The organism is Bacillus zhangzhouensis (assembly GCF_000715205.1).
Lineage (GTDB): Bacteria > Bacillota > Bacilli > Bacillales > Bacillaceae > Bacillus > Bacillus zhangzhouensis.
In genome coordinates this window covers 117,691-131,585 of the sequence record NZ_JOTP01000005.1, presented here as the reverse complement: position 1 = coordinate 131,585, position 13,895 = coordinate 117,691, and the positions used below count along the sequence as shown (strand labels likewise).

At 42.2% G+C, this 13,895-nt stretch carries 15 protein-coding genes; all 15 read right to left on the bottom strand.

Going from position 1 to position 13,895, the window contains the following annotated elements:
- Window positions 1-198 precede the first annotated feature (198 nt).
- Window positions 199-1,932: a DNA repair protein RecN gene (recN, locus tag BA70_RS06495; RefSeq protein WP_034319711.1), complete on the bottom strand. Its 1,734-nt coding sequence runs from the start codon at window positions 1,930-1,932 to the stop codon at window positions 199-201.
- 34 nt (window positions 1,933-1,966) lie between these two features.
- The gene (gene ahrC, locus BA70_RS06490; RefSeq protein ID WP_008358598.1) at window positions 1,967-2,416 is read right to left on the bottom strand and encodes a transcriptional regulator AhrC/ArgR; all 450 of its coding nucleotides are present in this window, start codon (window positions 2,414-2,416) and stop codon (window positions 1,967-1,969) included.
- Between the two features lie 162 nt (window positions 2,417-2,578).
- A complete protein-coding gene (locus tag BA70_RS06485; RefSeq protein ID WP_034319707.1) occupies window positions 2,579-3,433 on the bottom strand; it encodes a TlyA family RNA methyltransferase in 855 nt (284 codons plus the stop codon).
- Window positions 3,430-5,331 carry a 1-deoxy-D-xylulose-5-phosphate synthase gene (gene dxs, locus BA70_RS06480; RefSeq protein WP_034319704.1) on the bottom strand — a complete coding sequence of 634 codons (1,902 nt, stop codon included), beginning with the start codon at window positions 5,329-5,331 and terminating at the stop codon, window positions 3,430-3,432. Before dxs ends, BA70_RS06485 begins: the two co-directional genes overlap by 4 nt.
- Before the next feature lie 151 nt (window positions 5,332-5,482).
- A complete protein-coding gene (locus tag BA70_RS06475) occupies window positions 5,483-6,382 on the bottom strand; it encodes a polyprenyl synthetase family protein (RefSeq protein WP_373465686.1) in 900 nt (299 codons plus the stop codon).
- On the bottom strand, window positions 6,366-6,626 hold the full coding sequence (locus tag BA70_RS06470) for an exodeoxyribonuclease VII small subunit (RefSeq protein ID WP_003215880.1): 261 nt from the start codon (window positions 6,624-6,626) through the stop codon (window positions 6,366-6,368). Before BA70_RS06470 ends, BA70_RS06475 begins: the two co-directional genes overlap by 17 nt.
- Entirely contained in the window at window positions 6,623-7,969 is a 1,347-nt protein-coding gene (xseA, locus tag BA70_RS06465) for an exodeoxyribonuclease VII large subunit (RefSeq protein WP_034319698.1), read from the bottom strand. Before xseA ends, BA70_RS06470 begins: the two co-directional genes overlap by 4 nt.
- A 70-nt stretch (window positions 7,970-8,039) precedes the next feature.
- On the bottom strand, window positions 8,040-8,891 hold the full coding sequence (folD, locus tag BA70_RS06460; RefSeq protein WP_034319697.1) for a bifunctional methylenetetrahydrofolate dehydrogenase/methenyltetrahydrofolate cyclohydrolase FolD: 852 nt from the start codon (window positions 8,889-8,891) through the stop codon (window positions 8,040-8,042).
- A gap of 11 nt (window positions 8,892-8,902) precedes the next feature.
- Window positions 8,903-9,298 carry a transcription antitermination factor NusB gene (gene nusB / locus BA70_RS06455; RefSeq protein ID WP_034319695.1) on the bottom strand — a complete coding sequence of 132 codons (396 nt, stop codon included), beginning with the start codon at window positions 9,296-9,298 and terminating at the stop codon, window positions 8,903-8,905.
- 210 nt (window positions 9,299-9,508) lie between these two features.
- Complete coding sequence (locus tag BA70_RS06450; protein ID WP_034319693.1) at window positions 9,509-9,916, bottom strand: Asp23/Gls24 family envelope stress response protein; 408 nt, start codon at window positions 9,914-9,916, stop codon at window positions 9,509-9,511.
- 25 nt (window positions 9,917-9,941) lie between these two features.
- On the bottom strand, window positions 9,942-11,291 hold the full coding sequence (accC, locus tag BA70_RS06445; protein WP_034319689.1) for an acetyl-CoA carboxylase biotin carboxylase subunit: 1,350 nt from the start codon (window positions 11,289-11,291) through the stop codon (window positions 9,942-9,944).
- A gap of 11 nt (window positions 11,292-11,302) precedes the next feature.
- A complete protein-coding gene (gene accB, locus BA70_RS06440) occupies window positions 11,303-11,785 on the bottom strand; it encodes an acetyl-CoA carboxylase biotin carboxyl carrier protein (RefSeq protein WP_034319686.1) in 483 nt (160 codons plus the stop codon).
- A 195-nt stretch (window positions 11,786-11,980) separates the two neighbouring features.
- Window positions 11,981-12,589 carry a SpoIIIAH-like family protein gene (locus BA70_RS06435; RefSeq protein ID WP_167331425.1) on the bottom strand — a complete coding sequence of 203 codons (609 nt, stop codon included), beginning with the start codon at window positions 12,587-12,589 and terminating at the stop codon, window positions 11,981-11,983.
- Window positions 12,589-13,260 carry a stage III sporulation protein AG gene (spoIIIAG, locus tag BA70_RS06430; RefSeq protein ID WP_034319981.1) on the bottom strand — a complete coding sequence of 224 codons (672 nt, stop codon included), beginning with the start codon at window positions 13,258-13,260 and terminating at the stop codon, window positions 12,589-12,591. The genes BA70_RS06435 and spoIIIAG overlap by 1 nt, the downstream gene beginning before the upstream one ends.
- Window positions 13,253-13,885 (bottom strand): stage III sporulation protein AF, encoded by a 633-nt coding sequence (gene spoIIIAF / locus BA70_RS06425; RefSeq protein WP_034319680.1) that lies wholly within the window; start codon window positions 13,883-13,885, stop codon window positions 13,253-13,255. The genes spoIIIAG and spoIIIAF overlap by 8 nt, the downstream gene beginning before the upstream one ends.
- Window positions 13,886-13,895 lie beyond the last annotated feature (10 nt).

Sequence of the window (13,895 nt, the reverse complement as noted above, 5' to 3'; positions counted from 1 at the left end):
TCATTTTTCACTCTCCTCGCTCCTTACCCACACCAGAACACTAATGTTTTGGCTACATCTATACTTTTGCCTTCTTCGCGAGGATTTATAACTGCCACATGTAGAAAATGATTGGATAAATTGATAAAAGAAAAAGACGATTTCATGCGTATATACAGCGAATTTTAGACAACATAAAAAAGGCAGCTGGTCATTCAGCTACCTTGTCATTTTGACATCATTTGCTTGGTGCAATAATTCTTTTGCATGCTGTTTTGTCAGCTCAGTGACTTCCACACCTGCAATCATCCGGCCAATTTCACTCACTTTTTCTTCATGACTTAATGGCTTGACACTCGTTAGTGTTCTGCCGGCTTTAGAGCGTTTAGAAATGAAGAGATGTGTGTCAGCCATTGCAGCTACTTGGGGCAGATGTGTGATACAGAGCACTTGTGATCCTGCCGCTACTTTATAAATTTTTTCGGCAATGGCCTGTGCGACCCTGCCACTGACGCCTGTATCAACCTCATCGAAAATAATGGATGTGACTTCTTGTTTGGCTGAGAAAATACTCTTCACTGCCAGCATGACACGTGAAATTTCTCCACCGGAGGCTACTTTTGATAAAGATTTCATCGGTTCGCCCGGATTTGTAGAAATGACAAATTGCGATTGGTCTATTCCATTTTTCCCGAGCTGGACAGGTTTTCCGTCTAAAAGGGGGCAGTTCGTGCTGCCAAAGGGCGCATATCGAATGGTAAAAGCCGTATCAAAGGATGACTTCTCCATATACAAATCCTTTAACTCTGCTTGGATTTGTTTCGCTAGCTTTTTGGCCCATTTTTTGCGAAGCTCTGACACGTTGAGTGCTTCCAGCAGCGCATCGCGGCTCATTGCATCCAGTTTGTTTTTGAGCGTTTGCAGGTGACTGTCTCGATTTTCGATTTGATCTATTTCTTCTTCAATCTTAGCCGCATACTCCAAGATTTCTTCAACCGTTGCGCCATACTTTCGCTTTAACTGCTTCATTTCATTCAGCCTAGACTCAATAAAATCAAGACGCGCTGGGTCGAATTCTAGCTGATCCAGCATGCTGCGCATTTGGAAGGTAGAATCCTCCAATAAGTAATAGGAGTTCGAGACTTGCTCAGAAAGCTTTTTCAGATCATCGTTGATCTCAGAAACCTGCTCTAGCTCGCTTGAAGCCATTCCAACCCAATCAAGCCCTCCTTGCTCATTGCGTAGGGCGTTATACGCGTTTTGAAGTGAGGAATAGATTTTTTCGTAGTTGCTGATTTGATGACGTTCTTCCTGAAGCTTCTCATCTTCTCCCGGTTCTAATTGAGCCGCTTCAATTTCTTCCAGCTGAAATTGCAGTAAATCTAAACGGTGCACCATTTCCTGCTCATTTTCAGACAGCTGTTTTAGCTTTTGAGCGGTCTTGGTATATTGATCATACGCTTCATGGTACTGTGATAAAGCAGGCGCAATTTCTTCTGCCCCAAATTGATCAAGCAAATGCAAATGGTTTTCATCCTCCATCAACAGCTGATTATCGTGCTGTCCATGTATATCGAGCAAAAGCCGTCCTACTTCTCTCAGAAGAGAAATCGTGACAAGCTTGCCATTAATGCGGCAGATGCTTTTCCCGCTTTGATTAATATCACGACGAAGAATCATCATTTCATCCGATGCCTCAATTCCCTGCTCTTCGCATAGGGCAAATACAGGATGATCTGCCGGCACAAGAAAAAGCCCTTCCAGCTCTGCTTTTTTTTCACCGTAACGAACAAATTCAGATGATCCTCTTCCCCCTACAAGAAGTGAGACAGCGTCAATCATGATTGATTTTCCGGCACCTGTTTCCCCTGTTAGAACCGTGAGTCCTTTTTCAAATGAAACCGTTAACTCTTCAATGATTGCAAAGTTTTTAATGGTTAGTTCTGCTAACACTCATTTGACACCTCTTTTTGTAAACCTGATCTCTTTATAGAAGCTCTAAAATTTTGGCCGAAACTGTATCCGTATCATCTGGCGTGCGGCAAATAATCAAAATAGTATCATCTCCGCAAATGGTTCCCATAATTTCTTCCCAATCTAAATTATCCATTAAAGCACCGATGGCTTGAGCATTACCTGGCATTGTTTTCAGAACGATTAAATGGCTGGCCGCATCCATCTTAATAAATGCATCCATTAGGGCACGCTTCAATTTTGAGAGCGGGTTAAACCGCTGATCCGCAGGAAGGCTGTATTTATACGTTCCGTTGTTCGTTGGTACTTTCACTAAATGTAATTCTTTAATATCTCTTGATACAGTCGCCTGTGTGATGTTATAACCATCTGCTTTCAAAATATCGACTAATTCATCTTGTGTTTCTATCTCTTGGCTTGCAATGATTTCTCTAATTTTAATATGCCTTTGACCTTTATTCATTTTGACCCCCCTAGGCGTTTGATTCTCAGTTTGTCTTTACGTTCTATGTTATATGATGCACACTTCAAAAAACAAGCATTACGTGAGAAACTGTCGATTCTCGTCTTTTGACCATGTAAAAAGGAATAATAGCGAGCTATTATTCCTTTTGTTTGAATGATATCATGTGTCAGCCGGCTCAGGACTGTTTTTCTTTTCTTTCAATACGGAATGGGCTTCCTTGACCACTTTCTCAAGTTCAGAAGCTGGAAGTGCCGCATTCTCCTCTTGATCAGGATGAAGCATCAAATGAAGCAGGAATTCAATATTCCCATCTCCACCTGTAATTGGTGAAAATGAAACATCCTTTACGTCATAGCCTTCTTTTGCAGCAAATTGATTCATTTCTTCTAGCACACCGAGGTGGACAGATGGATCACGCACAATGCCTTTTTTTCCGACAAGCTCTCTGCCTGCTTCAAATTGGGGCTTGACGAGCGCGATACAGTCACCGCCTGGGACAAGAATATGTTTTAAAGCCGGAAGAATGAGTTTGAGTGAAATAAAAGATACATCAATCGACGCAACCTCTGGCAATCCTTCAGTAAAATCAGCTGGGACGGAATGGCGGAAATTGGTGCGTTCCATCACGATCACGCGGTCATCCTGCCTTAATTTCCATGCAAGCTGATTGTAGCCAACATCAACAGCGTATGATTTGACCGCTCCATTTTGGAGTGCACAATCTGTGAATCCACCTGTTGATGAGCCGATATCAATCAGCAATTTCCCTTCAACTGTTAAGTCAAATTCTTTTAGCGCTTTTTCAAGTTTTAAGCCGCCGCGGCTCACATATTTCAAAGGATTCCCCTTCACAGTGAGCGGTGTATCACGAGCGATTTTCTCTCCTGGTTTATCCAAACGGTTCTCATTTGAGTAAACGATCCCTGCCATAATGGCACGCTTTGCTTTCTCTCTTGTTTCCATTAGTCCTTGTTCGACTAATAAAACGTCAAGTCGTTCTTTCTTTGATGTCATGATCCAATTCCTTTTCTTGGTGCTGCGGGAAGCAGGGCACGTAAAGTTTCAACCACCTGCGCATTCGTCAGACCAATTTCTTCAAGCAGGGCATCAACACTTCCATGCTCAATAAATTCATCTGGAATGCCCATCCGTTCTACCTTTATATGTGACGCTTTCTTGTCGTGTATATATTCTAATACGCTGCTACCAAATCCACCTTGGAGCACAGCTTCTTCAATCGTTAAAATCGGAATGTCTTCAGACAGTATTTCACTTAGCATCTCTTCATCAAGGGGCTTAATGAAACGAGCATTGACGACACGAATCGATTTCCCTTCTTTTTGCAGTTCCTCTGCTGCTTGCAGCGCCATTTTAATGGTCGTACCGAATGTTAAAATCACGGCATCCTTCCCTGGACGAAGAACTTCCCATGACCCAATCGGAATGGTTTTCAGCTGTTCATCCATTTTGACGCCAAGTCCATTTCCGCGCGGGAAGCGCATCGCAATAGGACCGTCATCATACTGAATGGCTGTATTGACCATGTGCTGTCCTTCATTTTCATCCTTTGGCATCATAAGAACCATATTCGGCATATGGCGCATGAAGGCAATATCAAACACACCTTGATGCGTTTCTCCATCTGCACCGACAAGACCCGCACGGTCAATTCCGATAAACACATTGAGGTTCTGACGGCAAATGTCATGCAGCACTTGATCATAGGCTCTTTGAAGGAACGTTGAGTAAATGGCTAAGAATGGCTTCATATCCTGCGTTGCAAGTCCAGCCGCCATTGTGGCTGCGTGCTGCTCTGCAATCCCTACATCAAACATTCGCTCTGGAAATTCCTTTGCAAACCCTTCAAGCTTTGAGCCAACAGGCATCGCAGGCGTAATCGCGACAATTCGCTCATCTTCCCGCGCGAGCTTTCTGACGGTTTCACTGACTAGACCGCTCCATGACGGGGCTGCTGCTGTCGGTTTCACAAAATCACCTGTATCGATTTTGTATGGACCTGTGCCGTGCCAAGTCCCGATTTTATCAGCTTCTGCCGGCTTATAGCCTTTTCCTTTTTTCGTGATGACATGCAGGAGGACAGGACCTTTCGTTTTCTTTGCATATTCAAGATTCTCAAAAAGATCTTCATAGGAATGTCCATCTACAGGACCTAAGTAGGTGAAGCCCATTTCCTCAAAGAACATGCCCGACACAAGTAAATATTTCAAGCTGTCTTTAATACGCTCTGCTGTTGCAGCAAGCTTTCCACCTACGGCTGGAATGCGCTTGAATAAGTATTCGAGCTCGTCCTTTACCCATTGGTATTTACCAGCTGTGCGCAGTCTGCCAAGCATTGTGTGAATGGCACCGACGTTTGGTGCAATACTCATTTCATTGTCGTTTAATATGACAATCATATCTTTCTTTTCATCACCGATATGATTCAGCGCTTCTAACGCCATACCGCCGGTTAACGCACCATCTCCGATAATCGGAAGAATATATTCATCTGTTCCTTTGATATCCCGCGCTGCCGCCATACCCATCGCGCCAGATAATGAGGTTGAACTGTGACCCGTCTCCCATACATCATGTTCACTTTCATTTCGTTTAGGAAAACCGCAAAGTCCTTTATATTGACGAAGTGTATCAAACTCCGCTCCTCTCCCAGTTAACAGCTTGTGAACGTAAGACTGATGTCCAACATCCCAAAGGAATTTGTCTTTCGGGCTGTCAAATACTTTATGAAGTGCAACAGTGAGTTCAACGACACCTAGGTTCGGACCGATGTGCCCGCCAGAGTTAGCTAAGGACTCAATTAAAAACATGCGAATGACAGCACTAAGCTCCTCTAATTCTGCATTTGACATTCCTTTTAGAAACGTTGGATTTTTTATAGATAAAAGATCCAATCAGGATCAACTCGCTTTCAACAAAATTTCTACATACATATATAATGCCTTATTCCTATGAAAACCAATTGAGGAATAAGCGTTGTCTCATCATAATAAACTGTTTACAGTTTACCACAATTGCTCGAGGACCCTCAAATCTAGGCTGTTTTTAATGATCTCTTGAGGCAATCAGATCACATAAATCATGCAATAATTGCTGCTCTAACTCCAGATTTGAGACAATTTTTTTTGCACGTGTGATGTGTTCATTTAGTTTTTCTTTTGCGCCTGAAAGAGTTAATAAAGAAGGATATGTCGACTTTTCATTTGCTGTATCGGAGCCGACCCGTTTTCCTATCTTTTCTTCGCTTCCTTCGAGATCTAAAATATCATCACGGATTTGAAAAGCAATACCGATATGATAGCTGAATTCTCTCAAGTTTTCGATATCGTCATCAGATGCACCTGCCAGCATCGCACCTGCTGCTACGCTGAAGGTCAGAAGCTTTCCTGTTTTCCGGGCGTGAATGGATTCTAATTCAGCAAGAGGTATTTGTTGTTTTTGCTCTGCTTCCATATCATCAAATTGACCGCCAACCATTCCAAGCGCACCTGCTGATTTTACAAGTTCATCTATGATTCTGAGCTTTTGATCAGCGGATACATTGTCAGATAGTTGCGATGTAATCAGGCGGAAGCTTTCGGTTAAAAGCGCGTCGCCTGCAAGAACCGCTGTTGCTTCTCCATATACTTTATGGTTGGTCGGCTTTCCTCTGCGAAGATCGTCATCATCCATGCATGGAAGGTCGTCATGAATCAATGAATACGTATGAATCATTTCCACTGCACAGCCAACAGGTATGCCGTCTTTTTCACTTTTTCCATAGGCATTTAAAAGAGCAAGAACGAGAACAGGGCGAAGCCTTTTTCCGCCTGCTTCTAAAGAATAAAGCATAGAGGATTTCAAGTCTTCTGGGATATGCAATTCCTGAACATATGTAAATAAATAATCTTCGATTGCCTGTTTTCGTGTTGTCAAAAAATCATTTAAATTACTTGTCACCAGCATCTGCCTCCTTCACTGAAAAAGGAGCCAGTTCACCATCCTCTTTTAAAATGAAATCCATTTGCTTTTCAACATGCTGTAACTTTTCATGACAAAGCTTTGAAAGTGTCATACCTTCTTGGAAATAATGGATGGCTTGCTCAAGCGGTACATCTCCCTCTTCGAGCTTCCCAACAATCTCTTCAAGACCTTTCATGGCCTCTTCAAATGTCATTTGTTCTTCTTTTTGTTTATTTGATTCTGTCATGATGATTGTCCCTCCTTCTCAATAACCTCACAAATAAGACGCCCATCCTTCATTGTAATGGTCAGCTGATCCTTCGTATTTACTTGGTTCACACTTTTAATCAGTTCATCTTCTTTATAGGCTAAACTGTAGCCTCTTTCCATCACTTGAAGCGGATTTAATGCATTTAGTTTACCAAGAACAGATTGGAACTGCGAATGAATTGATTTCATTTGCACATTCATACTGCGGATGAGTTGATCTGTTTCATTGGCGTGACGTTTTTTCGCCTGAAGCAGCTGCTCTTTTGGATGAAGCGGCTTTAATCTGTATGTCTGGCGGTCAAGCTGACTGCGTTTTTGTTCAATTTGCCTCGTCAGCTGTTTTTGAAAACGATCAAATACCATATCGAATTGCTGCTCTTTTTGCTCTTGTAATCGCTTTGGAAAACGGAAGGCATAAGAGGATTGAAGCGCCACAAGACGGTCCTTCGCTTGGGAAGTTCGATTCTTCACGGCTCGTGTTAACCGAATGTCGATCGATTTGATTCGTTCCATTAAATCGGCTGTGCTTGGAACAGCTAGCTCGGCTGCTCCTGTTGGTGTGGGTGCTCTCATGTCTGCAGTAAAATCACTGATCGTAAAGTCCGTTTCGTGCCCAACTGCAGAAATGATTGGAATGTCTGATGCGAAGATCGCTCTTGCGACTGCCTCTTCATTAAAGGCCCAAAGTTCTTCAATCGAACCTCCTCCTCTTCCGACAATCAAGACATCGCAGATTTGCTTTTCATTTGCTTCTTTGATCCGTTCAACGATTGAACGGGTGGCATTTTCACCTTGGACTAACGCCGGAAGCACGATGATTTTGGCCTGCTGATAGCGCCTGTTGATGGTTGTAATGACATCTCGAACAGCCGCTCCTGTTGGGGATGTAATCACACCAACGACTTCTGGATATTCAGGAATTGGTTTTTTATAACGCGCATCAAATAAGCCTTCACTTGCTAGCTTTTTCTTCAGCTCTTCATAAGCGAGATGAAGAGCACCAACACCATCAGGCTGCATTTCCTTTGCATATAATTGATAGTTGCCGCTTGGTTCATATACTTGAATCCCGCCGCGTACAAACACTTTCATCCCGCTCTTTGGTGAAAAAGGCAGCTTGGAAGCGGAGCGCTGGAACATGACAGCTTGCATGCGTGCGTTTTCATCTTTCAAGGTGAAGTAAACATGACCTCTTGAATGAATCTTCACATTGGATAACTCACCTTTGATCCAAATATCTTCTAAGTGCGGGTCCACATCAAATTTTCTTTTTATGTATTTTGTAAGGGCTGTGACCGTCACAAAGGCTTTTTCACTCATGACGTATTCCTCCTCTTCAAAAACGCACATTCATCCACCAGCAGCATGCAGGTGGATGAATGGATAAAGCTTATGCTAATGTACGTTTTGCTGATTTAACCGTATTATGTGCAAGCATCGTAATCGTCATTGGACCGACTCCGCCAGGGACTGGTGTGATATAAGAAGCTTTTTCTTTTGCCTCTTCAAAATCAACATCGCCTACAAGCTTTCCAGTATCTAAACGATTGACTCCTACATCGATGACAATAGCGCCTTCTTTAATTTGGTCAGCTTTAATAAAGTTTGCTCGACCGACGGCAACAACTAAAATGTCCGCTTTTAACGTATGTTCTGAAATATTCGCTGTTCTTGAATGACAGTATGTGACGGTTGCATGTTCGTTTAACAGCAATTGTCCAACTGGTTTGCCGACAATATTGCTTCGTCCAACAACAACCACTTCTTTACCAGAAAGATTGACTCCTGTTTTGTTCAGCAATTCAACAATACCTGCTGGTGTACAAGGAAGGAATGTATCTTCTCCTAGTAGCATTTTCCCGATATTTAACGGATGAAAACCATCTACATCTTTCTCTGGTGAAATACGTTCAATGACGGCTTTTTCAGAAATGTGTTTTGGCAGTGGAAGCTGAACAAGAATCCCGTGGAATTGATCATTCGTATTGTACTGATCAATCAGCTGAAGCAATTCCTCTTCTGTTAAAGAAGCATCTAAATGATCAAGTTGAAAATGCATGCCCATTGCTTCTGCTGCTTTTTTCTTCCCGCGTACGTAAGAAAGTGACGCCGGATCATCACCGATTAGAATAACGGCAAGACCAGGTGTGACTCCTTTTTGTTTTAGCTCTTCTACTTCTTTTGCTAATTGTTCACGCTTTTCTTTTGCTGTTTCTTTTCCATCGATGATTGTTGCTGTCATGTCGAATCCTCCTATTGCTGCTTTAGGTCGTTTTTAATGCTTGAAAGTACACCATTTACAAATTTCGGTGCTTTATCATCACCGAATAATTTGGCCAGTTCAATGGCTTCATTCATTGAAACACTAACCGGGATGTCATCTTGATACACCATCTCGTACACAGATAGCCTTAAAATGGCTCTGTCTACGTTCGCAATACGATCGAGTTTCCAATTCACAAGATGCTGTGAAATCATTTCATCGAGCTTGTCCTTTTGTTCAAGCACACCGAAAACCAGCTCCTCGAAAAAAGGATCTGATTCTTGTTCATCCAGCGCATGTGTAATGGCCTCTTTCGGATCAATATTGCTGACATCAATTTGAAATAATGTTTGTAGCGCCTTTTCTCTTGCAGTTCTTCTTTTCATTATTTACTCCTTTAACCACTTTATCCGCTTGTCGTTAAGCCATACAGAGATCATAACATATTTTGACCGTGGTCGCACCAAGATCCATGCGGGCTGTAGCGAAAAACGAATAAATCAACATGTGACGTAATCAATATTCGGAACTTACCCAAAAATGGGCTTTAAAAAACCAAAGAGGCGATGCCTCCTTGGTTTCAATTGAACCCTTTTTTACACTTCTTGATCTACTTCAGCCTCAGGTGCTTTTGTATCAAATTGAATGCCAACGACATGAATGTTGATTTCATTAATCGTTAAGGCAGTCATGTTCAAAAGGGTTTGACGGATATTTTCTTGAACAGCAGTGGATACCTTTGGAATGGATAGGCCAAATTCAACCACACAATATACATCAATTGTGATGCCTTCATCAGAGACATCTACTTTTACACCTTTACGGTGATTTTTCTTACCAAAGCGTTCTGCTACATCAGCAGCGAAATTCCCACGCATTTCGGCAATTCCTTCGACCTCTGAAGCGGCGATCCCCGCAATGACTTCAATCACTTCTGGCGCAATTTGCACTTTTCCCAATTGATCTTCATCAAGGTTCATTTCAAGCAAATTGTTTTCTGACACGATCATTCACCTCCGAAAGCTGTTATTATTTCATGATTTGATACGTTTCTAAAAACTTCGTATTAAAATTACCACTCACAAATGTTTCATGCTCGAGCAATCTAAGATGGAACGGAATCGTTGTGTAGACTCCTTCAATGACGAATTCTTGAAGCGCACGTTTCATTTTCGCAATCGCTTCTTCTCTCGTCTTACCATACGTAATTACTTTTGCAATCATGCTATCGTAATATGGCGGAATCACATAGCCCGGATAAGCGGCAGAGTCAACACGTACACCAAGACCGCCTGGCGGAAGATACATTTTAATTTCACCAGCTGAAGGCATGAAGTTTTTCTCTGGGTTCTCTGCATTAATACGGCATTCAATCGCCCAGCCTGCATATACGACATCCTCCTGGGTAAGAGAAAGCTTCTCACCTGATGCTACCATGATTTGTTCTTTGATCAAATCAACACCTGTGACCATTTCCGTTACAGGGTGCTCTACTTGAATGCGAGTATTCATTTCCATGAAGTAGAACTTCTCTTCATTATAATCATAAATGAACTCAACCGTTCCAGCGCCTGTGTATTCAACCGCTTCTGCTGCTTTCACGGCTGCTTCACCCATTTGCTCACGTATGTCTGCATTAAGTGCTGGTGATGGTGTTTCTTCAAGAAGCTTTTGCATTCTTCTTTGAATCGAACAGTCACGCTCACCTAGGTGAATGGTATTCCCATGCTGATCTGCAAGCACTTGAATTTCCACGTGTCTAAAGTCTTCGATGAACTTCTCCAAATAGACGCCAGGGTTACCAAAGTTTTGTGCGGCTTCTTGCTGCGTGATTTTGACACCATTAATGAGCTCTTCTTCTGTACGAGCTACGCGGATACCTTTACCACCGCCGCCTGCAGTTGCTTTAATAATAACAGGATACCCGATACTTGCTGCTGTTGAAACGGCATCATCAAGATCTTTTACAATCCCTTGAGAACCTGGGACAATCGGAACTCCTGCGTGCTTCATTGTTTCTCTTGCGACATCTTTCGTTCCCATTTTGGAAATCGCTGACGCAGTTGGTCCAACAAAGATGACATTACATTCCTCGCAAAGCTCGGCGAAGTCTGCATTTTCAGCAAGGAAGCCGTATCCTGGATGGATGGCATCTGTACCTGTTAGTTTTGCTACACTGACAATGTTTGTGACATTTAAATAACTATCTTTAGAAGCAGTCGGTCCGATGCAATATGCTTCATCAGCCATTTGAACATGCAGCGCATCGCGATCCGCTTCAGAAAATACCGCAACTGTTTCAATTCCTAGCTCTTTACAAGCGCGGATGATTCTAACTGCGATTTCTCCTCTGTTTGCAATTAATAGCTTTTTAATCATGATCGTACTCCTTACTCTGCTTTCACTAGAAAGAGGGGTTGTCCGAATTCTACGAGCTGACCGTTTTCAGCTAATACTTCGACGATTTCGCCTTTTACTTCTGCTTCAATTTCATTAAACAGTTTCATCGCTTCAACGATACATACAACTGAGTTTTCCTTCACCTTAGAACCTGTTGTCACGTATGGGTCTGCTTCTGGTGAGGATGAAGCATAAAATGTGCCAACCATTGGGGATGTGATTTTATGCAGATTTTCAGACGCAGTTGCCTCTTGTGCAGGGGCTTCGGTCTGAGCTGGAGCTTGTGCTTTAGGAGCTTGTTGAGCTGGAGCTGCTTGGACAGGAGCCACTGGTGCTTGTACCGCAACTTGCTGAACGACTTCTTTATTTTTCTTCAGTTTGATTTTTGCACCTTCGTTTTCGTACGTAAATTCATCAATTGTAGATTCGTCAATTAATTTAATCAGTTCATGAATTTCTTCGATTTTTAACATGGATTTGCACCCCTATGTATGGATTTATCTTTTTTTATAGGCTAGTACTAAAAGTACATACTATAACCATCTTACAGGAGGATTTCGTTGAATTCAACTACTATTGTGATCAGACACCTTGCGAAGGCACCTTGAAAAGGGCGTCAAACCGCATCAAAAAACGCCCTTTTCGGCAAAGGACGTTTGTTCATTTTTTTATTGATTGGATGGCTCAAACGTGACAGCTATGTTATCAAGCCCTCTGATTTCTTTTGTGACCATATCAATAATATCTGCCGCTTGGGACTTTGATTTTTTATCAGAACGAACGGTGATGCTGACTTTATCTCCTTCAGCACTCACTAGAGCATCTTTGTATCCTTTCGTCTTAATCAATGTCTCAAGCTGACGCTCTGTTCCTTCTGCTTCACTAAGTGCTGTCATTTGATCATAGGCTTCACTTTTTTCTTGTGCTGTTGCATCGTCACTTGACACGATTTCGTTGAATTCTTCACGCTGCTTGCTTCGTTTATCTTCAAGCTCTAGTCTGTATGTTGTAAAAAGCTCATCATCTGTTTGCTCTGAAACAACCTTACCTTCTTCACCACTTGCTTCAACATCCTCTTGTTTGGCGTTTGTTTCTTTGTCAGTGGACTTGTCACCTGAGCCTTTTTCTGTTTCGGTCTTTTTCTCTTCAGTTCCTTTTGATTTCATATCTTCTACTGTCACTGCATTCTCACCTTGTGGCGACATGATATAGTACACACTCAATACGACAACTAAACTTAGCATCGTTAATAGCCAAACCGTTTGTTTTTTTAGCATCATTCCGAATCCTCCTTGATTTTTTTAGGGGCAACAGCTACTCTATGGCTCGGTACATCAAGCACTCGTGTAACAGCTTCAATGATGGTTTTCTTTATTTGAACGTTGTCTACTCCTTGAGCAACAACGAGAACACCCCGAATTTCTGGTTTTTTCGTTTGGACAACAACAGGTGTTTCTTCATTGCCGTTTTTGATAATGACGATCTCTTCTTCCTTTGTTTGATCCGTGACACTTCGCACGCCGCCTTCTTTATCTGTTTCCTCGGTCGTTGTGCTTTTATTGGATTTGTTTTTTTCAAACACTTTTAAAGAAGTCGCGTCTACATTCACTACAATGGATACATCCTCAACACCAATGATCGTCTCTAAAATTTCTTTCAACTGATTTTCGTATTCTTGCTCAACATCCTCAATCGAGTCCTTTGGTTTACCCGAGGATGCCGGTTTGAATACCTCCTGCTCTTCAGAGGTTGTTTTTTTAGAAGCAGGAACAGCAGCCTGTTGTTTGTTTGATGAGGGTGACAGGATCTGACTGACTAACATGAAAGACACGCCGATAATGAATACAAGTAGCAAGTAATGGTGTTTTGTTAATTTGGGTTTCCCTTCACATTTTTCAGGTGGTTGGAACAATGATTTCAGCTTTTGTTTCCAGTCCTTGTTATTCATCATCTGCTGCGTCACCTCCCTCAATGTTCAGTGCAATGTGTTCAGGACTCGTATTCCATATGTCAGCAAGCGTCTTTTTTATCCTTGCGGCCTCTTTTGATGACGATTCAGCGCTTTCCTCCTTTTGCCTGGTGAGATCAATGTCTACCTTTGCCACCGTTTCTACAGCATCACCTGCGAGCGGGGAAAGGACTGCTTTGATGCGAAATTGATCTGCCTCCATATTCTGATCAAGGTGCTCCTCATCTGCCAACACTTCTACGTGTTTCATTTCATAGCTCTCCTTCTCCAGTGGCTCCTTTGCGCTTTTTTCTAGTTGGACAGCCATTTGCTTTAAAATATATGCACGCTGTGAGGCTTGTATTTCTTTTTTTTCTAAATTCATCTGATTTTTTATTTCTTCTGACTGTGCTTCTTCCTTCCCTTTCATTAATTCTGAGAAAATTTGGTCAGGATCTGCTCGAAATAAGGCAAAAATAGGATTGAGCATGACGACGATTAACAGTAAGCTGACGACCATCTTGGCATACTTTTGCATGCTTGAATTGGGCAGCAAAAGATCAATCACAATCGCAAATAAGATAAAGAGAATAATACTTGTGATCCATTCTGTAAGAAAACTCAATAGGTGTCCC